Below are 23007 nucleotides of genomic sequence, written 5' to 3' on the forward strand. Positions count from 1 at the left end.
CCTTTAGCGGAAACAAGGAGCGTTTACGAACCGATGAGACAACCTGATGAGATGCAAGATGTGACGTTGCTGGGCAACCAGAATGTGAAATATACGTTTGAATATGATCCGGGAATTCTGGAGAGCTTCGATAACAAACATCCGTACCGTGATTATTTTGTGAAATTCAACTGCCCGGAGTTCACCAGCCTGTGCCCGATTACGGGTCAGCCGGACTTTGCGACGATCTATATCAGCTACATTCCGGATATCAAAATGGTGGAGAGCAAATCACTCAAGCTGTACCTGTTCAGCTTCCGTAACCATGGTGATTTCCACGAGGATTGTGTGAACATCATTATGAACGACCTAATTAAGCTGATGGACCCCCGCTACATCGAAGTATGGGGTAAATTCACACCGCGCGGCGGTATCTCCATTGACCCGTATACGAACTATGGTAAGCCGGGAACAAAGTACGAGCAGATGGCCGACCACCGCATGATGAATCATGATATGTACCCGGAGACGATTGATAATCGTTAAACTGGCGGGTAAATCAACTCTGCTATAACTAAAATAAATTATAGGACACAGAAAAGCCGAACTCTTCAAATCTGAAGGAGTTCGGCTTTTTAGTATAAAACTTTAGAACCTCAGTCTCTCAATACAATGGGATCGCAATGCGTTCAAGTAGACTGTTCTTCCTTTAGTTCTCTGACTTTTTTGACGTAATGTCTCAACATCAGCACACCAATCGATTGAACAACTACAAAAAATCCAATAGCAAAGTACACAGATGTAGATGCAACATAAATAGCCAGGAAAGTCATGACTGCCATGAATAAAATGGTCATCGCCAAGTTACGTTTGGCAAGAACATAGGGTGATAGCGATTTCATCTTCATCATTCCTTTATAATTTCTGAAGTACCACATTATATACGCCAATGTCAATTAACTCATCATAGGTTCTTTCGTCCCCAGTATCAATAATCTGCGCTGTTCTACCGTTAATATTCGCAGTGACAATGTATCTTTCTGATCTTAAACCAAGCAATCCTTGTGAATACACTTCAACTTGTGTCAAATGCTTTTTAGCATCCATTTGGCCAACAATTGTATCAACAATTACACCAGACGTCGAATAAAGTAATGTTCTAAACAGAGCTGTCACCTTACCTTTTGTTGCAAAAATGTCTATAATCGAAGCAATAGTAGATACGACGGTCCCAGCTGATATATTCAATCGGTAAACTTTTGTATCCACAAGTGACTGCTTTTGATAAATTGAACCATATTGATTCCAAGCTGTATTATATTTTGTCCTCACGAAATTATAGCCTGGGGATGCATTTAAAGCAAATTCCGTCATAGAATCAATTGCATTTTTTCCCATATCAGAATCAGATTCGGATTTTTCTTCCGAGAGAATTTCATGCTCAGGTAATTCCATAACAAGGTCACTAGCCTTTTGTATAATTTCATCACCATTAGCCAGCTTAGTTACCACTTGATCTTCAGCTTTATTATAAGTCGCTTCAGAAAAAAACTTATTGTCAACATAATGCTCTACTTTACGAATGTCACCCTCTTCAGTAATTTTAAGTTCCACATTTAGCCCCGTATCTTTTTCTTCATAAGATGTACTATATTCTAGCCTAGCACCATCTTTTGAAACATTATATTGAATTCCTTCATCTTGAGAACCCATAACTTTTTCGGCATAAATATTTGTAGAAAAGGATGATAATGTGGACAGCAACATTACAGCAGAAATAGTAACCGCTAATTTTTTCATAAACCCTCCTGATTTTCCCGTTATTTTACGCCACATATTAATCCGAGCGCATATACAATGTTACACGAACTATTCAATAAAATGGGCAATAAAAGGATAAAAGGTACTATTTACCTATAATTATTTATTAAAGAGGAAGTATTATAATTATCTTCAAGACCTTTGTCTCTGTAACTATTCATATAAGGTAAATTTAAATACATCAAACCTAAAAAGCATCCCAGAAATAGATGAAGAATCATCACGATTGGTGATCCACACTATTCTGTAGGTGTTTTCTCTTTTTTATTGATGTGTTATATAGTTAATTCCACTACTAAATTATTTAGTTACTTTTGGTTCACAATGCTGTCTGCTTTGTAGACCACACTAACTTTAATTGTGCTTGTCAGACCAGATACCTTCATAGTAAAAAATTCCTACACTTTCATCAAATGTTATAATATAACTTCCTTTGAAGTAAGATGAAATATGCTACCGATCGTTGCCGTTTTCGCGATACTCAACACATTGGTTTTACCAGAAACTAATGCAGACGCGTTTCAAGTAATATTTCTGCACCTTTTTGAAGATTCATTGGAGCTGTCATGGGACCGATTTGTTTAAAACCAAACATCAAAAGTTCCGTGTATGCCTTCTATTAGCAGCGTAGTCGCTGTACTCATCAGTTAACTATATGTTATCAGCCTCTTCATAAGTTGGTTGCTTAAGCTCAGAGTTGGCCGGGTCATTCAGATTAGCTGGCGACAGAGACGTTGCCAATACACAACCACCATTTACATCTAATCGGGCATGCATGCTGCAAAACGAGGCTCTCTCCAAGCTCAAATACATAAGCAAAAAAATAAACAGTAATAATTTCCACATTCGTGTGACTACTCGAGGATCCAGTCTCTCTCTGCATTCGCACTTTGCACTAGGAGCATTGTGTTCACAACATTCGAATTACCTACCCAGCAGAATGGTTAAGGGTACTGAGATTTGTTCTACGGATTGGTTGTGGAAAATTCACCATGCCCCGTGTTGACCATCGCTACTATTTTGCCCAGACTGAATTTAGAATCACCTCCGTTGTTACCTTCATCACTGTATTTGGTAGTCAAGGCATCTGCTGCAATATCTTCAATCGTAAGGACTGCTCCTGCTTTGGAACAATGTGTGTCCACATATGGACCAATCCATTACGCTGTAACTTTGGCTTCAGCGGCCATACAGATAAGCTACTTAAGATTCATATGCTGTACGAATTTTAGATTCCAAAGCGGTAGCTGTGTTTCAGATTTACCCAACTCTCCATAACTTTGAGAAACCGTATAATACGCTTACACGAAGGATTGGATTCCATGGTTCGGTTATCTGTTTTCTTTATCTAATAATTGCCTACAAAAAAACAATCTCAGGCTGTTGCCTGATTAACATCTATAGTAGCTACTGCATTTTTAAATTCTTAGAGGTCAGTTAGTAGTATTCTCTCACTACCGTTTTCCCTTGTTCCCCTTGTCGGTCCAATCAATCTATCCTATTATGTAACAATATGCTTACTTGCATAGAATACAACATCAGGCGCTGATCCCTCGTGACCGCGACCAAAGGAGAATTGTACATGTCTACACAAACCTCATTACCCAAGGACGCCGCAGCGCGTTCGAAAGCCCCACCCGGATTGGATGCCCAAAGCACCGTTTACCGGATACTCATTGCGATTAGTCTGGTTCATCTGTTCAATGATTCGATCCAGTCGGTCATTCCAGCCATTTTTCCGATTCTGAAAGACTCCATGCATCTCACGTATACTCAGATCGGATGGATTTCCTTTGCCATCAACTTTACCGCATCCATTATGCAGCCTGTCGTAGGCTGGTTTGCTGATAAAAAACCGACACCATCCATTCTGCCCATCGGTATGGGTTTTACATTTACCGGCATGTTGCTGTTGGCCTTTGCTGACAGTTATATGGCTGTCCTGATCTCCGTGATCTTTGTCGGTCTGGGTTCGGCAGCTTTCCATCCGGAAGGTTCACGAGTATCCCATATGGCTGCAGGTCAGCGCCGTGGGCTGGCACAATCCATCTTCCAGGTCGGTGGTAATGCCGGACAATCGCTTGCCCCATTGCTTACACGCTGGATCTTTATTCCGTTTGGATTATTCGGTGCGATTGGATTTACAGGCATTGCTGCCATGGGGATTGCCGTTCAGATCTACATCGCCCGTTGGTATGGTCGCATGCTGCAATCGGGTGGATATTTGCGTAGACAGGCTGCTGCCCGTCGTGCACCCAATCCAGCATTGCGCAAAAAGATTACTGCCGCCATTACACTATTGATCTTGCTCGTCTTTGTTCGTTCCTGGTATATCGCTTCCATCGGCAGCTTCTATGCCTTTAATCTGAAAGATACCTTTGGATTATCTACAGAGGACGCGCAGATCTATATCTTCCTGTTCCTGGCTGCGGGAGCACTTGGTACATTCTTCGGAGGGCCCTTGGCGGATCGATTCGGCAAACGTAATCTGATCTTCCTGTCCATGGCCGGAGCTGCTCCACTTGCTCTGTTGTTACCTTATGCGAATCTGTTCTGGACAGGTGTACTGCTAACCATTATTGGTTTTATCATGTTATCCAGCTTCTCGGTTACAGTGGTATATGCACAAATGCTGATTCCCGGCAAAATCGGAACGGTTTCCGGTCTGATCACAGGTCTGGCATTTGGAATGGGAGGTCTTGGTGCGCTCGTGCTGGGCAACTGGATTGACGTCTTCGGCGTATCACCCGTAATGCAGATGTGCAGCTTCCTGCCCCTGCTCGGGATCTTCACGTTCCTGCTTCCATCCGATAAATTACTGAATATCTGGGCGAAAGAAAACGGTAGTGAAGAGTAAGTAAGGCATCAATAGGTATCCACTTTTTATTCTACCTCCATGAGGTTCTTTAGAAATCGGGATGAGTAAAATATCACTAAATAGCGTCTGCTGAGTTCGTTAGATTTCACTTTAGTCACCTACACTCGCTACTTGAATAGTAAGTTTGAACACCCACAACAAAAGGGTTCCCGCCATCTGTATGCACAGACCAGCAGGAACCCTTTTTGTTATATTTGTTTTTCTCTCAATTAGCCTTGACCGCGTTACTCCACGTCACACATGACAACGTTGCTACCCTGAGCTGCAATCAGTTCCTTCACATCCTCAAACTCAAGGAACACCGTCGCTGTATTTTCCATAGGATGAATTCCGATTTTTTGACCGACTAGATCCTTGTCAAAGACGACAGTTACGTTTTTCTGAGTATTATTGAGAACCCCCATAGGGTTGACGTGCCCTTTTTCCAATCCGAGGCATTCCAACAAATCTTTTTCACTAGCAAAACTTAGTTTGCGGCTAGGTATCTTTTCGCTTAAACTTTTCAAATCAACTGACTTCGTTCCAGCAATGGTCACCAGATAATAGTTTCGTTTCTTGTCATCACGCAGGAATAGGTTCTTAACGATATGTTCTGTATGTGGAATTTGGTAAGAGAATATTTCCTCCATTGTATATACTGCGGGATGCTCAATACTCTCATAAACGATATTATTGCGATCCAAAAGATCATAGAAACCTTGTTTGTTTAACATGTTAAATTCATCTCGTCTCTTTCATTGATAATGAAGTATTCTTCTGCAATATTACGCAAATTACGTTTGCTCTAATATTACTTCAAACGCTGAAGGATCAGCCTTTTTTTGTACAGCATTTTGCCTGCTTCCGCTACATCCCGGATCGTATTTTTGTTGCTCACCGAACCAAACACCATGCCGGCAATTGGAATGAGCTGGAACAGCTTTTTCCATCCAAAGGATTCACTATAGGAATTAAAAACTTCCCGCCAGCCCTGCATCTGCGATACCACCTCAATGGGCTTGTCCGGGTCGTCGTAAGCGGCCAGTTCTTCGATAATCGCTTTCTTACCCACGATATCGGCGGATGAGAATTGCAGACATTTCACAATAAAGATGCGCTCCAGCGGTTCATCGGGATCATACCCGTAACATATTGCCATCTCCTGAAGCACCTTCAGGGAAAGTCCCATCACCATCGGAATATCTGCTGCAATGGTTACAATACCCCCAAATCCTGTAGCTGCGCCCTGAGCCGCAGCAAACTTCGTTCGACTCTCGGTAATGTTATCAGCCACCTGGTCCAGCACCTGAAGTGGCAACTTTTCCACACTATGAATCTTCGTAGTGCCCTCGGTTTCAGCTTCCTGTTCTAGCGTATGGGTCGTATCCATCATGGAATAACCGGACTTCTCGGCTTCCTCTTGCAGTAGCTTGGCTACTTTTTTCTTCTGTACGAGGAACTTGCCTCCATGTTGGACATACTGCCCGACGTCATTCAGGGAATCTCCGATTTTCTGTTTCAGCGCTTTAGGCATCACTTTATCCAACATCGCAAAGGGCAACCGCCCGATTTTATCCCATATAAACAAGTCCTTCTGTTGTTTTTCCCATTTCAAAATCTGTTCAAGTTCCTGGTCCAATGTTTCGCGTGAATCCATATATAATCCTCCTAATAGGTTGTGCATCGTAATCTGTATCTTTCTCATACGCAGAAATCATCGTTGTGGTTGCTTTGTTTTATATCCAACACATCGATACCCATACCGCTCTTTCCTATCGTTTACATACAAAAGAGCCCTTAATCAGCTTCACTCGCTAACCAAGGGCTCTCGTATTGGAAAGTCATATTACATCTTATTTCGTTTCTGCTACTGCTTTTCCATCTGGTACTGGAATACCGAAATCAGGCGTACCATCTTCACGCCAATGAATCACTTGCGCTCTGGCATGGCGGTTCGGATCGTACAAGGGATCTCCCTCGATTTCTTTGTAATTACGTGCATGATAGATTAGAATATCGGTCTTGCCATCCGGTGATACGGTAAAGCTGTTATGCCCCGGACCATATTGACCGTTCGCTTCACAGGTCTGGAACACCGGCTTGGGTGATTTCACCCAACTCGCCGGATCAAGCAAGTCGGCATTTTCATCTGCGGTGAGCAGACCCATACAATAGTTGTAATCGGTCGCGCTCGCTGAGTATCCAATGAACAACCTGCCATTTCGGTGCATCACCGCTGCACCTTCATTGACCTTAAAGCCAATGATTTCCCAATCGTACTCTGGGGTAGAGATCATAACCTGTTCGCCGCGCAGCGTCCACGGGTTTTCCATTTCAGCAATGTACAGATTCGAGTTGCCCACAATATCAGGATCTTTCTGTGCCCAGACCAGATAGCGGATTCCCTTATGTTCAAAGGTCGTTGCATCCAGCGCAAATGTTTCCCACTTTGTATAAATCTGCCCTTTCTCTACCCACTCCCCTTCGAGTGGATTAGCAGAATCGTTCTCCAGCACATACATCCGGTGATCGAACAAGCCTTCGTTGGTCTCACTGGTATGAGCCGCAGCGTAATGTATGTACCATTTTCCATCGATAAAATGAATCTCCGGAGCCCAGATGTTCGCACTCATCGGCCCCGTGTCACGCTTGGTCCAAGCCGTTACCGGCTCAGCATTTCTTAACTCTTCTATAGTCTCTACTCGCCGAATCTCAATCCGATCGAAGGCTGGCACGGAAGCTGAAAAATAATAGTAACCGTCTGTATGACGGTACACCCACGGATCAGCACGCTGCTCCAGAATGGGATTAGTAAAGGTAATGGAATCAGTCATGGGAATGTTCCCCTTTCAAATGTTGTTTGGCTCGAAGTTGGGGAATGTAACCCAATTGCGAAAAAAGCGAAAACCTTTTTGGGTGGTGCACAGCGGACGTTCGGGGGTGGCAGGGCCTTGGTGCTCTCTTGTCCTCCGATTTCTTTTTCCACCGCTCTTGGCGGTTGAAATCGGATGCCAAACTCGCTCCTGCGGCTCCTTCCTCCCCCTCACTGCTCGTGCACCTTTGGTTCAGCAGCTCGCTCTTACCGCGCTCGCTGGGTTACAACCTCACTTCGAGCCATTGTGTGGCTCGGTCTAATGGGGTTGACCGCTTCGCAGGGTCAACTCTCCCATCTAATGCAGTGCTGGCCGCCGAGCTATAGGCCAGTATAAATGCAGTTTGACTGTTTAATTACTGCAAAGTCTTGTGCGCTAGCGCACCTTAACAGCACAGCCTGCATGCACAGCGGACATTCGGGGGTGGTAGGGCCTTGGTGCTCTCTTGTCCTCCGATTTCTTTTATCACCGCTCTTGGCGGTTGAAATCGGATGCCAAACTCGCTCCTGCGGCTCCTTCCTCCCCCTCACTGCTTGTGCACCTTTGGTTCAGCAGCTCGCTCTTTTCGCGCTCGCTGGGTTACAACCTCACTTCGAGCCTTATCTTGGCTCGGCTCGGTCTTATGGGGTTGACCGCTTCACAGGGTCAACTCTCCCCACCAAGTGCATGGCTGGCCGCAAAGTTATGAGCCAGCTGTGCAACCTCGCTGCTTACGCCTTATTCCTCAGCTGCGCTAATTTGCTTGCCCCAGACCGCTACACCTCGGTCATTAAGTCCTGTTACCACCAGCGCAGGCTGGCTTCGCTCCCAGTCCCAGGACGGGAGCAGGTTCAGCTCTTCCGTGGAAGCTCCGCCCCATGGGCTTTCTTTCCACTTCAGTGTCAGTGTTTGTTTGCCATCAAACGTCCAGGTTCCTGAACCTTTTTCGCTATTGATTTTACCTTTGTCCGTTAAGGTATAAGGCACGGCTTGTATTTGCCCGTCCACGGACGGATCAAGTGCCATGCCTTCCCACGCCCCGGCAATCATGGATTTCGGAATATCCTGTGCTGTCTCACCGGCATACCGTTCTGGTGAAACCACAGGCCAGCCGTCCTTCGTCCATACCATTTTGCGTATATGCAGATATGGCCAGTTTTTATCCGTCTCGCCCCGTGCATGATGCACGATGTAATAATCGTCTCCGTCCTTCAGAACGGAGTTATGTCCAGGCGCAACCCAGCCCTCACCTTCCGTGAAGCGATAACCGCCGAGAATTTTGGTGCCGATCTCATATTGCGGCAGATACTCCGTCTCCAGCATGTTATTGCCGTTGATGTCCGTATACGGTCCTGTGATTGAATCAGCACGCGCAACTCGCACGTTATAGTCCTCGAATAGGGAATCATAGGAGACAAACAGATAATACTTTTTGAACTCCGGGTTATACACAATGTATGGACCTTCGACTGCGCCCTCTTCGGTTGCACGATCCCGTGCAGCAATGCGGGTACCATAACCCTCGTCCTTGAATTTCCCGGTATCCGGATCGAGTGGGGCAATATAGATGCCGTCAAAGAATGAACCATATACCATCCACGAATTGCCCTCGGCATCCACAATGGGATTGGCATCAATGGCGTTCAGTTTGTCCTGTTCATTCGCAGACGTTTTCACAACCAGCCCTTCATCTGTCCATGGGCCTTCCGGGGACTTAGCTGTCTGCAAACCAATGGCCGACTGGGTACTGCCGAAACTGGATGCTGAATAATACATCCGATAGGTATCACCAGTCTGAATTACATCCGGTGCCCACAGATTGACTGCACCTGTCCAGTCCAGCGCTTCCTGCGGAATGCCCGGCAGAGCCTGACCTACCCATGTCCAGTGGATCAGATCATCCGATTTGCGAACCATGACGCCGGGTTTCGCTTCTCCTGCTACACGAACGTCTGTGGAATAGACGTAGTATCCCTGGTCTGTTTTGATAATGGCTGGATCATGCGCATTGTTCACCGTCCAACGAGATTCATCATCCAGTATGGAGGTATCATACAGCTGGGTATCTTGAGGAGCTTCAGGGAAGACCGGACGGGACACCGTTTCTCCGGCCCCTTCTCCAGCACATCCCGTAGCCCCAGTAATCAACAACAGCAACATGGAAGCAACAACCCCTCTCTTCGAAAATGTCCACCCTCGGAAGTTCTTCCGCTGATTCATCCCTTCACTCCCGAAATGGCAACCGATTCAATAATCTGTTTCTGGAAGATCAGGAAGATGATCAACACTGGTAACAGGGCTACAATCGATGCCGCCATAATGAGTGGGTAATCGGTCTGGATTGCATAGGTAGCATTAAAGTTTGCAATAACGAGCTGTAACGTCTGCTTCTCCGGTGAATTCAGATAGATAATTGGTGCCAGATAATCGTTCCAGATGCCCATGAACCAGAGAATCAACTGCGCAGCTACCGCCGGTTTGATGAGCGGGAACGTAATGCTGGAGTACAGCCGGAAATAGGAACTTCCATCGATTTTGGCCGCCTCAATAATCGCATCAGGCACACTAAGCAGGTATTGGCGCAAGAAGAAAATCATGATGACATTACCGAACAGGCCTGGAACGATCAGTGGAAGCAGCGTATCCACCCAGCCCAGCTTCGCAAACATGATGAATTGCGGGATCATGACTGTCGGATAAGGAATCATCATGGATGCCAGCAACGCAAGGAACAGTTTATTTTTGTGCGGGAATCTTAATTTGGCAAAAGCAAAGGCAGCGATACTTGACGTAAACGTACCCACCACCGTTACACTCACTGCCACGATGAGGCTGTTTTTGATCCCGCTGAGCAAAGGTCCAGCTTCCCAGATTTCTTTATACTTTCCAAATTGGAACACCTCAGGTATCCACACAGGCGGAAGCGCGAACACATCCTGCTTCTCCTTCAATGACGTGGACAACATCCAGATCAGTGGTGCAATCATCGCAATCGCACCAATCGCGAGCACGATAAAGATGATCGAATTCGTTAATTTCCTCTTTTGACTGTAAGACATCTCCGGTTCACTCCTTTCCTTGACAATTAATCCCCATCATAGGCTGATTTTTCGTTCATTTTGAATTGCACCAGGGTAATGACAAAAATGAAAATACCCAGAATCATGGCCATCGCCGAGGCATAACCCATCTGCAAGTTACTGAAGGCTTTCTGCCAGATGTAGAAGACGATTGATGCCGAAGAATATTCAGGACCCCCGGTAGGTGTCATAATGTTCATCTCGGTGAAGATCTGGGAACCGCCAATGATATTCGTAACGATGAGGAAGAAGGTAACCGGCTTCACCATCGGCCAAGTGATATTGCGGAAGATTTGGAAGCTATTCGCTCCATCCAGCTCAGCAGCCTCATAATATGTACGTGATACACTTTGCAGGGCGGCCAGATACAATAACATGGTGTATCCCAGACCTTTCCACACCGTCATAATAATCAGAGCCGGTTTGACCGTGTCTTTGTTCGCGAGCCAGTTAGGACCCTTAATCCCAAACAGGTCAAGGAACTGGTTTACCAGACCATAATCTCCGTTGTACGCCCAGTTCCACATAATGGACACCGCCGCGAGGGAAGAAATGACCGGAATGTAATAGATCACTCGGAATGTTGTGGTTCCGGGAATTTTACGATTCAGACCCATGGCCAGCAACAATGCAAGCAACAAACCAATCGGGATCCCGAGCATCAGGAAAAATGTATTAAACATCGCTTTATAAAAGAGGTCATCCGTGAGCAGATCCTTGAAGTTGGCCAAACCAATAAAGTTCATCTGTCCCAATCCATCCCAATCGGTAAAAGAACCATAAAGGGAATAGAGGAACGGGAACATGACAAAGATCAGCAACCCAAGAATCGGAGGTAAAATAAACAGATATCCGTACAGCATCTCTTTGCGATACAAACTCGATTTCGTAATCACGGCGTTCACCCCTGTTTCTAGTATCAGCATGTGGCATTCTTCGATTGAATCTTGTCCATCAACGAATGCCACATGCCCGTATGGAATCCCACAATTTCCAACACGAATGATGCCAGCAGCATGATTGCACTCTGCCGGCATCGCTCTTTCCTATCTACTATTTCTGAGATTTCTTTTCCTGTTCAACCGCTTTGTCGAGCAGCTTCTGCATTTTTGGCTGTTGCTGCTTCACATAGTCTGCGGCTGTAATCTTGCCATCCAATACCGGCTGGATGTCTGTGAAGAACAGGTCATACCACTCCGCATTGTATGTGTAGTTACCTGGCAGAGCCCGACCGTAATCCTCAACGATATCAATGAATTCCTGTTTGTTGGCTGGTTTCGTGGATGTATCTTTGGCCCACTCGTCTGCCATATCCAGCAAGTTTGGAATCTGTACCTTGGCATCCACCAGTTGCTGCATACCTTCCTTCGAAGCCGTAAGGTAGTTCACCAATGCCGCAGCTTCTTCCGGATGCTTCGTTTTCGCCGATACACCGATACCCAGAGATCCGATCCATGTTGCCGATTTGCCAGTCGATCCCGCAGGGAAAGGTAGCAAATCATAATCGAAAGGCAGTTTCTCAAATGTACTCATGTCCCATGGTCCTACAGGGAAGAAAGCCATTTCACCTTTCATCCAGCGTTGATATGTATCCAATGTTTGCGCTTCCTCAATGGACGGTGTGATTTTGTATACGTTTTGCATATCCGCGAAGAATTGTAGCGCTTCCGCGAATTTCGGATCATCAATCGTCACCTTTGTTTTGGTCTCATCCAGCCAATCCCCACCATTACTCCATACAAAGGATTGCAGTGCCCATTGCACGTTGAATCCGGTACCGTACACATCGGGTTTACCGTCCCCATTGGTATCTTTGGTCGCTTGCTGGTTCACCTTAATGAACTCTTCCCATGTATATGGTTTATCCTTGTCAGGGAATGGAATGCCCTCTTTCTCAAACAAAGTCTTGTTGTAGCCCAGTGCAAATGGCCCCAGATCCTTCGGCATACCGTAGATGTCACCTTGTCCTGCCATTTGGCCATCATAACGGTACAAATCCACGCCGTATTTCCAGATATTATCGAGATCAACATCCGGGTTATTTTCAATATACGATGTGAGATTCATCAGCACATTGCTGTTTACATACGCCTTCACATCGCCAGGATTAATGTAGAATACATCAGGCAAGCTGTTGCCTGTAATTGCCGCTCTCAGCTTGGTTGCATATTGATCCGCAGCCGTTACAATGATTTTGACTTTCACACCCGGATGATCTTCTTCGAATTTCTTGACCACCGCCTGGTATGCCTTTTGCTCATCTGTACCGCCCCGGAACATAAACGTTAACTCCTTGTCCCCATTTGAACCGCTACTTCCTCCTCCGCAGCCCGCAAGTACCAATGCACTTACCAGCATTAGAAGCATAAATGTGACCCAATTCTTTTTCTTTACCATCTGAACCCCTCCTGATCTGGATTTGTAACCGTATTCAATTGGATGAAATAGGATTTCTGTTGTTAAATTTATCAAATCCAGATCACTTTAGTCAATACTTTTATAAAACAATTTATATTTATCTAAAATAAATCAATATTTCGGCCATCCATTCGCGTCCCATAACAAGTCATTAATCAGCAATTTCGGATTGCCATTATCCTCTGCATCATAGGCGTGTCGTGCAATGACATTGCCGTTGTACACATCCTGACCACCTGGGCCCTTCCATTTCACATTGCCTGTATCCAGTATCGTTCCGCCACCATTCAGCATATTGACTCCGTTTTTGTCCACATAAGGACCTGTTATGCTGGTCGAACGTCCATAGACCATTTTATAGGTACTGTTCACCCCTTGGCAGCAAGAATCAATGGAAGCAAACAGGTAATAATAGCCGCCACGATATACAACACTTGGTCCTTCAATAGCACCTCCGTTATTCGGCCGCGCAGCAATGGATGTTATACTTCCCGTAGGTTTCATCGTATTTTTGTCCAGCTTGACAATCTTTAGACCGCTCCAGAACGAACCAAAGGCCAGCCATGGATTGCCTGAAGCATCAATGACCAGATTGGGATCAATGGCATTATAGTTATTGGCGGTCGTAGTCTGAAGCACCAATCCTTCGTCCTTCCACTGCCCTGCTCCAATGCTGTTCGCAGACGCAAGACCAATCGCAGACCGATTGGAACCAAAGGTGGAGATCGAATAATAGAGCCATACTTTTCCGTTATACTGCTCCACGTCCGGTGCCCATACATCCAATCCACTCTGCCCCGGAACAGCAGAAGCCCACCAGGATAGCTTGCTCAAGAAAATTTGTGGAACACGATACCAGGACGATCCATTATCCGATTTCAATACTTGAATGCCCGGGCCGGTTGAAAAAGTGTACCAGGAACTTCCCTCTTTGATAATTGACGGATCATGAACAGCGGTATCTCCTGTCAGATTCCAGAACGCCGCCAGAGCTTTGGACTGACCTGCCAGAAGCAATACCATCACTAGTAATGCCGGTAACGCCAAACGTTTCCACTTAAACCTCTTCACAGTACTTACCTTTTCCAAACCGAACTCCACCTTTCCTGATCAAATGGTTAATTAGGTTCATGAAGTAATGAATCAATTTAGGTATAATAGGATTATAAAAGCGGTTACATGACATTTCAATGGTATATTTCAAATATATGTGAACTGATTAACATTTATTTTAACCGGAATCGTGAACGCAAAATAGGATTTACGTTCATATTTGCGCTATTTACAGCGGTTTTGGCTTCTAATTCTCTACCCTTCCCTTCCATGAAGGAATGATTTATAATTATCTGAAATAAAACATATAAATGTGCAAATGTCTGATTCGAAGAGACTTTGTTCAGAACGGGGAAAGGAAATCCACCTATGATTTATATTAAAGATCTAATGTCGGGTGTGAATATCTTCAAAGCGCTCAGTTCGGAGATTCGGATTCAGATCATTGAACTGCTCGCCAAGAACCAAAGTCTTAATCTCAATGATCTTGCAACCAAACTTGGACTCAGCAATGGTGCCATCACGATGCATATCAAGAAGCTCGAAGAGAGCGGATTGATCGAGATCAACACCGCCGTTGGCAAACATGGAATTCAGAAGATATGTTATCTCAATGAGGAAAAATTGATGGTTGATCTGCGGTCACAGGAGATTAACAATCGGTATGAGGTAGAGATTCAGGTAGGCCATTACAGCGATTATCAGGCTGTACCTACATGTGGTCTCGCTACCCGGGACAGCATTGTTGGAGAGTTCGATGATCCGCGTTACTTTGCTGATCCACTGCGAATTGATGCGGAGATGATCTGGCTGGCTGAGGGTTATCTGGAGTATCGGATTCCCAATTATCTCAAGCCTAATCAGTCGTTTAGTGAAATTCAGTTGTCGATGGAACTGGGGTCGGAGGCACCTGGCTTTTGCGACAATTACCCTTCAGATATCTACTTCTATGTCAACGGTATTGAGATTGGTTGCTGGACGAGTCCAGGGGATTTCGGTAAAACACGCGGTACCTTCAACCCGGAATGGTGGCCTCCCCATCTCAATCAGTACGGCATGCTGAAGCTGATTCGAATTACGCAGGAAGGCAGCTATATTGACGGATGCCGTATCTCGGATGTAACGCTGGACCAGATTGGACTGGATTACAAAAGCGATATTCACTTCCGCATTGCAGTTACGGACGGACCTTTGAACAAACGAGGTTTAACGATCTTTGGCAAAAACTTCGGAAACTATGGACAAAATCTGCTCGCTCGGGTTCTCTATAACGTGCAAGAAGAGTAGCACCTGCTCTGGCCAAACGCCCGAGATAAAAGAGCTCAACAGAACTGCCAGAATACCTAAGATGCCTGTTACTCTGCACAACAGTATGGTGTCTTCTAAAGAGTGCGATCCGGCACTCTTTTTTTGTTGTTTCGTCCCGTTCCCATTTTTTGTTCGCTATGTCGTGCTATACTAATGGCCTGAATGACAAAATGGAATAACGGGCGGGGATGTCTTTTGAAATTGGAACGATTAATCTCTATCATATACAAGCTGTTGAACCATGAAGTATTGTCTGCTTCCACCTTGGCGGAAGAGTTTCAGGTGTCCCCAAGAACGATCTATCGGGATATTGATGTGATCTGTGCAGCCGGCTTCCCGGTCGTCTCCCATCAGGGACTCAAAGGCGGCTACGGCATGATGGACGGATACAAGATGGATAAGAGCTTGCTCGGTTCTTATGATGTGGATTCCCTGATCACGGTGCTGAGCAGTCTCTCCACGGTCTTCGAGGATGCACGTGCACAAGGCACAATTGAACGTCTGCAAACGATTGGCCCGGAGCATCAGACCTCAAGTCTATCTGTGGATCTGGAGACTCGCCGAACGGAGCCAGATGCCCTTCCTCATCTGCGTACAGGGATTACGAAGCATCAGGTTGTGCATTTTGACTACATCAATACAAAAAATGAACATACCCCTCGTCATCTGGAACCGATAAGACTGCATTTTAAATATCGTAATTGGTATGTGTATGGATTTTGTCAGACAAGGCAGGACTATCGGGAGTTCCGACTGTCCCGGATGATGAATGTGACCCTGACATCGGAACACTTTCAACCACATCTTGAACTTCCTCAGGCGGAGGTTGTGTCCGATCCATCCTGGCAAGATCAAGTAAGTGATGTGGTATTTCGAGTGAACCCGGAAGCGCTAGCGGAAGCCATGGATCATTTTCAACAGGCAGATAAGCAATTTCACGAGGATGGAAGTATGACAATGCGCATCCCGGTTCATCAACCGTTACAGGCCAGATGGCTTTGGTCTTTTCTGCTTAGTTTGGGTAGTGGCGCTGAGGTGCTTGAACCGATTGAATTACGTGGCATCCTGAAAGAACAACTTCAAAACGCACTTAAGCTCTATGAAGAAGTATGACACGCTGTTGTCATACTTCTTTTTTTATAATCATTTTAGTAAGTAACCACATTCCTCGCCAAATTAAAGGAGACGATCATTCATGAATCATCCGGAACAAATGTATAACTACAATGCATGGGCTAATCAAACCATCCTGAACAGAATCAAAGAACTCCCCTCTTCTGTGCTGAGTCAGGAAGTGAACAGTTCATTTCCAACCATCGCCCATGCCCTCAGCCATATCTATGCAGTGGATAAGATGTGGTATCTGGTATTAACGGGCACCAGTATGCCCGAGGCACTCCAAGCATGCATGCCTCTCAATGGTGAAATTCACGGTTCAATAGATGAGTACATCCAAATGTTTGCCGATCTGTCGGCACAATACAGCGAATGGCTCCAAGGCCAAACTAATCTGGAACAAACCGTGCTGCTCGATAATCCTTTTGCCGGCGTCCGCGAAACCAGCTTATCGGAAATGGTATTTCATCTGGTCAATCACGGGACCTACCACCGAGGCAATGTGTCTACCATGCTCCGTCAGTTGGGGCATGCTTCCGTCATGAACGACTATTCTCTCTTCTGGTATCAAGAACCGGCTCAAGTTTAGACAACGATTCGATGGAGAATGTACACTGTATTCCCGTGACATCGAGGGAAGAATTGAGAAGTTGGTTGCAGGAACATGGAAAAGTCCAGAAATCTTGCTGGGTCATCATAAGCATAAAACCATTGCCGAACACCCTGTTGTATTTGGATGTAGTTGAGGAGTCCCTGTGCTTTGGCTGGATCGATGGAGTCAAAAAGAAAATATCCGACACTCAATTGGCACAGAGATTATCTCCCCGAAGCAAACGTAGCTCATGGACTGAACTGAACAAGGAACGTGTCCGTCGTCTTGAAAAGTTAGGCCTCATGCATGATGAGGGAAGAGAGGTACTACCTGTCATGGACCCGAATGCTTTCAGTATTGATGGTGTGATCGAACAAAGGTTGAAAGAGAACCCGCAGGTTTATGCCAATTTCACGGCATTCCCTGCCCTGTATCAGAAGGTCAGGATTGATACGATCCAAAGTGTTAAACATCAGAACGCCTTATTCCAGAGCAGATTGGATAAATTCATAAGTAACACAAAGGAAAATAAAATGTACGGTCAGTGGCATGACAACGGACGGCTTCTGGATTATTAAGATGCCTTGAAAATACGAAAGCAGGGCCTCCTCATAGGATGGTCCTGCTTGTTTTTTTTGATTTATACGTTGGCGAATCTCGGCCCAGACTTTCTGTTCACACCTCTCCCCGCTCACACATCATTTTTATTCGGGTGTTAATGATTCTGCCTGTATGTTTTTGGGGACTTACCAAAGGCTTTCTTGAACTGGCGAGTGAAATAATTACTGTCGTTGAATCCACATTCATACGAGATTTCCGTGATGGACAGATTCCCGTTTTTCAACAAATGACATGCCTTCTCCAGACGCAACTTCTGCAGATAAGACATCGGGGTCATCTGATAATAGGAACGAAAAATCCGATTCAGATGCCTTATGGAGATGTTCGACTTCCCCGCAATATCCTCCAACGACAGCGGCTCCAGATAATGATCTTCAATAAATGAAATGGCATTGGCCAGATGCATCAGATTATTACCCTCGATCCCTTTCTCCTGCGTATCATATTGTCTCGACAAATAAACAACCATCTCCGTCAGGCGTGAGATCAACATGGTCTGATACCCTTGCTGTTTACTCTGATACTCCTCAATCATGAACGATATCAGTGATTCCACATACTCCAGACTGGAAATGGATAACGAAAGTTTACTCGGAAATGAATGAATATTTCGATAAAACGGTTCCAAAACAAACAGCGCCTGAAAGCCGTTCGATTTTCTTAGATCGGGCCCAGCCGAAGCAAGCATCTCGGGACTGAACATAATGTTACAGATCCTAAAATCATGAGGGTCTTTATACGCATGATGGGTGTCACCATTAATCACAAATGCGTTCCCTTTTTTAATAAAAAATTCTTCGGTGTTCACCACATGGGTTGCATGACCATTCAGAACAATCACAAGTTCCGTAAAATCCATATGATTATGGAGCTCCATGTCCTCAGCATGTGCACCGTACTGAATAAAAAACGGAAATTGTTGATGATCCGAGGTAAACCATCTCAAATATGCATTACTCAAAAGCATTCCCCTCCGCAAACCATCTTGGGTTGAATGTCTATATCATGCTATTCGAGGACCGAAAAATCAAGGTTGGAAATGATTGAAGACGATATAATGCCCCTTGTAGCAAGGATATCTCTCATACGTCCAGGACCATATTAAACTCTCACAATGAATAGGAGCATCACATGATAAAATATACCAATCCGGTGATTCCGGGGTTTTATCCAGATCCAAGTATCTGCCGTGTAGATGAAGACTATTATCTGGTAACCAGTACTTTTGAATATTTCCCTGGTGTGCCTATGTTCCACAGCAAAGACCTTGTGAACTGGCGACAAATCGGTCATGTCCTCACATCAACGGAGCAACTGCCTCTAGCGAATGCAGGCAGCTCTGGCGGCATCTATGCCCCTACTCTCCGGTACCATGATGGCTGGTTCTATATGACAACAACCAATGTCAGCGGCGGCGGGAATTTTTATGTATGTAGTGCTAAGCCCCAGGGACCATGGTCTGCTCCGATTTTTGTCGATCAGGGCGGCATTGATCCCTCTTTTCTCTTCGATGAAGACGGACATGTGTATTTTCAAACGGCCTGTAATGGCGATGAGGGCGAGGGCATCTATCAGTGCGAGATAGACCTTGGGACCGGAGCCAGACTAACGGATAGCCGATTAATCTGGACCGGAACTGGAGGCGCAGCCCCCGAAGCTCCCCACATGTATAAAATAAACGGCCTCTACTATCTGATGATTGCCGAAGGTGGAACCGAGTATGGTCATATGGAGACCATTGCTCGGAGCACAGAGCCATACGGACCATTTGAGCCGTGTCCACATAATCCGATTCTGTCCAATCGAAGTATGAAATCCAGCATCCACGCAACCGGTCATGCAGACCTTGTCCAGATCCAGGATGGAAGCTGGTGGGCGGTATGTCTTGGCCTTCGTCCAGCAGGTTACCCCATGCGGCACCATCTGGGACGTGAAACGTTCCTGGCACCCGTTACATGGACGGAAAACGGTTGGCCGACAATCGGTGTGGATGGACATATCGAGCAGGAGATGACAGGGCCTGTGTTGGCTGAGCACCCTTGGTCACCTCAGGCTACCCGGGATCATTTTGACGAACCAACCTTGGACATGAACTGGATGTTCTTGCGGAATCCGGCTCCGAATAGTTGGACAATCACAGAAAATCCCGGGCAACTCATCCTGCGGGGGAATTCGGTTTCACTCGATGATGGCAGAAATCCAGCCTTTGTTGGGCGTCGATTAAGACATTTCTTATGCAAGTTGGGGACCGAGCTAAATTATGAGCCGCGTGTGAACGGTGAGGAAGCCGGATTAACCTTATTTATGAATCATAAATATCATTACGATTGGGCTGTCACACAGATCGATGACCAGAAAAAAATCGTATTGCGGCGAACCGTCGGCTCTCTAAGAACCGAACAGGTCTTTGACTGCGACGACGGGCCGGTTGTATTACAAATCAAGGCTGACCGGAATCACTTCACGTTCCTCTATCAGCAAGGTTCATCCGATACCATTGAAGTCGGTTCAGGAGAAACTCATCTGTTATCTACCGAAGTGGCGAGTGGTTTCACAGGTGTGATGATAGCCATGTACGCTTATGCTCCATCAGAGGAGTGTACACCTGCAAGTTTCGATTGGTTTGACTATGAACCGCTGGAAGAATAATCGTTTAACTCCTATATTCAGTAATAGAAAATATAATATATGATCAGCTAGAATTATCCCCTTAAAGTAGATACTCTTACAAAAGCCTTGTGTGGTAGCATAAGGAAATGAGTGTACTTTGAGGGGATTTTGCTATAGCTATATCTTTCTTACGGATTGCACTGGAATTTATAAAAGAACCATTGCTTTATTAGAGAAGTTCTCCTAGTATTTTCAGAAGGAACACCCCAGCAGCTCCCATCTTGGCAATATACTTACTGCCCATATGAGAGCGCTATCGCTGCAGCACGAAAGAAAAACGGGAGGTTGCAGATATGAAATGGAATCACTTCAAGTCCAAGCTTCTGCTTAAGTACACACTATCCTATATCTCCATCTTCCTTATCCCTCTTGTTATATTAACCATCATTATTTATCACAATGCTGTGGACACGCTCCGTTCAGAGATTGAACAGACCAATGTTAATCAGCTCACTCAAGCCAAAACGGTCATTGATGATCGCATGAAGGAATTACAGGACATCGCGTTTCGTATCGCTTATGATGAGCAGTTAACGAGATATTGGACCCACCATCCCTACTATAGCCGGGAATCCATTAACGCATTAGTCAAATACAAAGCCACCAGTTCCATTATCGATGAGTTATTCCTGTTCTTCCGCGGAGATGATAACATCTACTCTTCTCAAGGCTCGGAGAATCTGGATGTATTCACGGCCCGCTACAAATTTAATACCTGGAACCAAACGGACATGATCCGGGATTTGAATAACGTCCCGTTTCCCACGATACGACCAGCAGAGCAGGTCGTTCAAGGAACCCGAATCCCCAATTCCATGCTGGCCTACCTTGTACCGATTGCACCTAATAATACGCCCGCCCACGGAACCGTGATGTACCTGATCCACGAGTCTAATCTGACTGGCTTGATTGATTCTATCCTCAGTGACTATCACGGGATGACTTACATTTTCGATAATTACGGGCAAGTACTGGCAGCCAACTATAAGGGAGAAGTCATATCCGAACAGGAGGTCAGCGCACTGTTTGCCCTTGAACCCGGAACGCACAGCATCTCCTTGAATCAAGAACCACATTCGGTTGTATCCGTTAAATCGGATACGGGTTGGACTTATGTAACCGCTATGCCAAGCAACCAGTTTTTCAGCCGAATTGTCCATATCCGAACCTTTATTATCCTTGTATTTTCCTTTGTGGTAACGATGGGCACCATTCTTGCCATCATGTTGGCCCGAAGACAATACCATCCCATTTCAGACTTAATGGAGTTCATTCGGTTGAAGAATGATCCTGATCCATCCTCATCCACCAATGAGCTGGAATGGATCAAGAAAACACTTCATGATTATAGTCAGCGTGTGGATCTTCAGGAACCCTATGCGCGCAATCATATTTTACTCATGTTGCTGAAGCACGGTCACACCGGAGATTTCCCCGCTGAGTTTACAGATAAGCTTGGCATACGCTTCAACCGATCTCATTATTTTGTCATGATCATGGGCTGGGAAATGCACGCTTTTCCCATCGGTAATAACCCCGAGCAACCTACTGTCGTACAGCTGATGAATGATGTGGAGCTGCCGGATTTAACTGCATATGCTTACGGCGTCGAGCTTCCACAGGCAGATCAATTGGCCCTTATTGTAGGATTCGATGCCGAAATAGGACATGAAGGTAGTCTCAATGTCCGCATGGAACCTATTGTTGAAAAACTGCAATGGATGGTGGTAGAACACACCGGGGTCGCTCCCGCAATCGGGATAGGCAATCGGTACACTTATCCGAAACAGCTGAATCAGTCCTTCATTGAGGCCTCGACTGCTCTGGAAGCATCAATGCTGCACGGACAGGGCAATAGTACATACTTTAAGGACCTTTCCGGTTCCGGTGTACAGGATTCTTCCTTCTGGGTCCCTAAAGATGTGTTATTAAAGCTGGTCCAGAGCTTGAAACAGGGCAGCTATGACGTGGCAGTTCAGATGGTTTCGACCGCGTTGAACAATTTGAAAGATGAAATGCCATCTGTACCGCTGCTGCGTTGCATCTGCTTTGATATTCTGAACACCATGCTCAAAACCGCCTCGGAACTTGGAATCCATCATGTGGTTGATCAACTTCCAAGGATCACGTCCTATGACTCGCTGGAGGATCTGGAGAAGAAACTAACAGGCCTTGTCGCCGAAATCTGCGCCCATGTCGAGGCGAAGAGTGAGACGGAAGAAAGCTCCCTGATGGATGAAATCGTTGCTTATATTGATGTCAATTTCTCGGATTATGACCTCAGTCTAGGTACGATTTCATCGAAATTTACGATCTCTTCTTCCTATTTCAGTCGTTCCTTCAAAGAAAAGATCGGTATGAATTTCACCCAATATATCTGGCAGAAACGGGTGGATGAGGTCATTCGGCTACTGCTGCATACAACCGATCCGTTAAAAGATATCATCACCCGCGTCGGTTATCTGGACACACCAAACTTCATCCGCAAATTTAAGAAAGAAACGGGTTATACCCCAGGACAATACCGTAAGATGCACCGTCCCAACGGCTCCGCCGATTCCCCGGATGATGATGACGAGGAGTGCATTGGATAAAAGGAGATATCGCCTCTGTGATGCAGTGCCTGATTCATTAGACCAA

At 45.6% G+C, this 23007-nt stretch carries 20 protein-coding genes; 8 read left to right on the forward strand and 12 right to left on the reverse strand.

Going from position 1 to position 23007, the window contains the following annotated elements; genetic code table 11:
• The first annotated feature begins 33 nt into the window (after positions 1-33).
• Positions 34-525 carry a preQ(1) synthase gene (queF, locus tag MHH93_RS09560; protein ID WP_017690202.1) on the forward strand — a complete coding sequence of 164 codons (492 nt, stop codon included), beginning with the start codon at positions 34-36 and terminating at the stop codon, positions 523-525.
• Positions 526-668: 143 nt separating this feature from the next.
• Here the strand turns inward: queF and MHH93_RS09565 are convergent, their stop codons facing one another.
• The 3 genes from MHH93_RS09565 to MHH93_RS09575 form a co-directional block, all read right to left on the reverse strand.
• A complete protein-coding gene (locus MHH93_RS09565) occupies positions 669-881 on the reverse strand; it encodes a hypothetical protein (protein ID WP_076209553.1) in 213 nt (70 codons plus the stop codon).
• A gap of 13 nt (positions 882-894) precedes the next feature.
• Entirely contained in the window at positions 895-1779 is an 885-nt protein-coding gene (locus MHH93_RS09570) for a hypothetical protein (RefSeq protein WP_500053850.1), read from the reverse strand.
• Positions 1780-2765: 986 nt separating this feature from the next.
• Positions 2766-2945 carry a hypothetical protein gene (locus MHH93_RS09575; RefSeq protein ID WP_500053851.1) on the reverse strand — a complete coding sequence of 60 codons (180 nt, stop codon included), beginning with the start codon at positions 2943-2945 and terminating at the stop codon, positions 2766-2768.
• Between the two features lie 437 nt (positions 2946-3382).
• Here MHH93_RS09575 and MHH93_RS09580 point away from each other — a divergent pair, with 437 nt between their 5' ends.
• Complete coding sequence (locus tag MHH93_RS09580; protein WP_500053852.1) at positions 3383-4657, forward strand: MFS transporter; 1275 nt, start codon at positions 3383-3385, stop codon at positions 4655-4657.
• A 245-nt stretch (positions 4658-4902) separates the two neighbouring features.
• Here the strand turns inward: MHH93_RS09580 and MHH93_RS09585 are convergent, their stop codons facing one another.
• From MHH93_RS09585 to abnA, 8 genes are all read right to left on the reverse strand, one after another.
• Positions 4903-5391, reverse strand: a complete 489-nt coding sequence (locus tag MHH93_RS09585; RefSeq protein WP_500053853.1) for a prolyl-tRNA synthetase associated domain-containing protein — start codon at positions 5389-5391, stop codon at positions 4903-4905.
• 77 nt (positions 5392-5468) lie between these two features.
• Complete coding sequence (locus tag MHH93_RS09590; RefSeq protein ID WP_500053854.1) at positions 5469-6314, reverse strand: EcsC family protein; 846 nt, start codon at positions 6312-6314, stop codon at positions 5469-5471.
• Between the two features lie 196 nt (positions 6315-6510).
• The gene (locus tag MHH93_RS09595) at positions 6511-7491 is read right to left on the reverse strand and encodes a glycoside hydrolase family 43 protein (protein WP_500053855.1); all 981 of its coding nucleotides are present in this window, start codon (positions 7489-7491) and stop codon (positions 6511-6513) included.
• 756 nt (positions 7492-8247) lie between these two features.
• The gene (locus MHH93_RS09600) at positions 8248-9669 is read right to left on the reverse strand and encodes an arabinan endo-1,5-alpha-L-arabinosidase (protein ID WP_500054098.1); all 1422 of its coding nucleotides are present in this window, start codon (positions 9667-9669) and stop codon (positions 8248-8250) included.
• Positions 9670-9725: 56 nt separating this feature from the next.
• A complete protein-coding gene (locus MHH93_RS09605) occupies positions 9726-10568 on the reverse strand; it encodes a carbohydrate ABC transporter permease (protein ID WP_278296469.1) in 843 nt (280 codons plus the stop codon).
• 26 nt (positions 10569-10594) lie between these two features.
• Positions 10595-11485 (reverse strand): carbohydrate ABC transporter permease, encoded by an 891-nt coding sequence (locus MHH93_RS09610; RefSeq protein WP_339303686.1) that lies wholly within the window; start codon positions 11483-11485, stop codon positions 10595-10597.
• A gap of 157 nt (positions 11486-11642) precedes the next feature.
• The gene (locus MHH93_RS09615) at positions 11643-12986 is read right to left on the reverse strand and encodes an ABC transporter substrate-binding protein (RefSeq protein ID WP_500053856.1); all 1344 of its coding nucleotides are present in this window, start codon (positions 12984-12986) and stop codon (positions 11643-11645) included.
• A gap of 132 nt (positions 12987-13118) precedes the next feature.
• The gene (gene abnA / locus MHH93_RS09620) at positions 13119-14030 is read right to left on the reverse strand and encodes an arabinan endo-1,5-alpha-L-arabinosidase AbnA (RefSeq protein ID WP_500054099.1); all 912 of its coding nucleotides are present in this window, start codon (positions 14028-14030) and stop codon (positions 13119-13121) included.
• A 399-nt stretch (positions 14031-14429) separates the two neighbouring features.
• On the opposite strand from abnA, the gene MHH93_RS09625 reads away from it, so the two are divergent.
• From MHH93_RS09625 to MHH93_RS09640, 4 genes are all read left to right on the forward strand, one after another.
• Positions 14430-15347, forward strand: coding sequence for an ArsR/SmtB family transcription factor (locus MHH93_RS09625; RefSeq protein WP_500053857.1), 918 nt, complete (start codon positions 14430-14432; stop codon positions 15345-15347).
• 216 nt (positions 15348-15563) lie between these two features.
• Positions 15564-16481, forward strand: coding sequence for a helix-turn-helix transcriptional regulator (locus MHH93_RS09630; RefSeq protein ID WP_500053858.1), 918 nt, complete (start codon positions 15564-15566; stop codon positions 16479-16481).
• Between the two features lie 82 nt (positions 16482-16563).
• The gene (locus MHH93_RS09635) at positions 16564-17073 is read left to right on the forward strand and encodes a DinB family protein (RefSeq protein ID WP_500053859.1); all 510 of its coding nucleotides are present in this window, start codon (positions 16564-16566) and stop codon (positions 17071-17073) included.
• 11 nt (positions 17074-17084) lie between these two features.
• Positions 17085-17654 (forward strand): YdeI/OmpD-associated family protein, encoded by a 570-nt coding sequence (locus tag MHH93_RS09640; RefSeq protein ID WP_500053860.1) that lies wholly within the window; start codon positions 17085-17087, stop codon positions 17652-17654.
• A 137-nt stretch (positions 17655-17791) separates the two neighbouring features.
• Here MHH93_RS09640 and MHH93_RS09645 read toward each other — a convergent pair whose 3' ends face one another.
• Entirely contained in the window at positions 17792-18658 is an 867-nt protein-coding gene (locus MHH93_RS09645) for a helix-turn-helix domain-containing protein (RefSeq protein ID WP_500053861.1), read from the reverse strand.
• A 173-nt stretch (positions 18659-18831) separates the two neighbouring features.
• Between MHH93_RS09645 and MHH93_RS09650 the strand changes: the two genes are divergently transcribed.
• Positions 18832-20346: a glycoside hydrolase family 43 protein gene (locus tag MHH93_RS09650; RefSeq protein ID WP_500054100.1), complete on the forward strand. Its 1515-nt coding sequence runs from the start codon at positions 18832-18834 to the stop codon at positions 20344-20346.
• 314 nt (positions 20347-20660) lie between these two features.
• Positions 20661-22961, forward strand: coding sequence for an AraC family transcriptional regulator (locus tag MHH93_RS09655; RefSeq protein WP_500053862.1), 2301 nt, complete (start codon positions 20661-20663; stop codon positions 22959-22961).
• Positions 22962-23007 lie beyond the last annotated feature (46 nt).

Origin of the sequence: Priestia sp. FSL H7-0729 (assembly GCF_038005685.1) — a bacterium.
GTDB lineage: Bacteria > Bacillota > Bacilli > Paenibacillales > Paenibacillaceae > Paenibacillus.

Coding starts and splice junctions, on each gene's coding strand:
- queF (WP_017690202.1), top strand. CDS start 34: ATGAGACAACCTGATGAGATGCAAGATGTGACGTTGCTGGGCAACCAG.
- MHH93_RS09565 (WP_076209553.1), bottom strand. CDS start 881: ATGAAATCGCTATCACCCTATGTTCTTGCCAAACGTAACTTGGCGATG.
- MHH93_RS09570 (WP_500053850.1), bottom strand. CDS start 1,779: ATGAAAAAATTAGCGGTTACTATTTCTGCTGTAATGTTGCTGTCCACA.
- MHH93_RS09580 (WP_500053852.1), top strand. CDS start 3,383: ATGTCTACACAAACCTCATTACCCAAGGACGCCGCAGCGCGTTCGAAA.
- MHH93_RS09585 (WP_500053853.1), bottom strand. CDS start 5,391: ATGTTAAACAAACAAGGTTTCTATGATCTTTTGGATCGCAATAATATC.
- MHH93_RS09590 (WP_500053854.1), bottom strand. CDS start 6,314: ATGGATTCACGCGAAACATTGGACCAGGAACTTGAACAGATTTTGAAA.
- MHH93_RS09595 (WP_500053855.1), bottom strand. CDS start 7,491: ATGACTGATTCCATTACCTTTACTAATCCCATTCTGGAGCAGCGTGCT.
- MHH93_RS09600 (WP_500054098.1), bottom strand. CDS start 9,669: ATGTTGCTGTTGTTGATTACTGGGGCTACGGGATGTGCTGGAGAAGGG.
- MHH93_RS09605 (WP_278296469.1), bottom strand. CDS start 10,568: ATGTCTTACAGTCAAAAGAGGAAATTAACGAATTCGATCATCTTTATC.
- MHH93_RS09615 (WP_500053856.1), bottom strand. CDS start 12,986: ATGGTAAAGAAAAAGAATTGGGTCACATTTATGCTTCTAATGCTGGTA.
- abnA (WP_500054099.1), bottom strand. CDS start 14,030: ATGGTATTGCTTCTGGCAGGTCAGTCCAAAGCTCTGGCGGCGTTCTGG.
- MHH93_RS09625 (WP_500053857.1), top strand. CDS start 14,430: ATGATTTATATTAAAGATCTAATGTCGGGTGTGAATATCTTCAAAGCG.
- MHH93_RS09635 (WP_500053859.1), top strand. CDS start 16,564: ATGAATCATCCGGAACAAATGTATAACTACAATGCATGGGCTAATCAA.
- MHH93_RS09640 (WP_500053860.1), top strand. CDS start 17,085: ATGGAGAATGTACACTGTATTCCCGTGACATCGAGGGAAGAATTGAGA.
- MHH93_RS09655 (WP_500053862.1), top strand. CDS start 20,661: ATGAAATGGAATCACTTCAAGTCCAAGCTTCTGCTTAAGTACACACTA.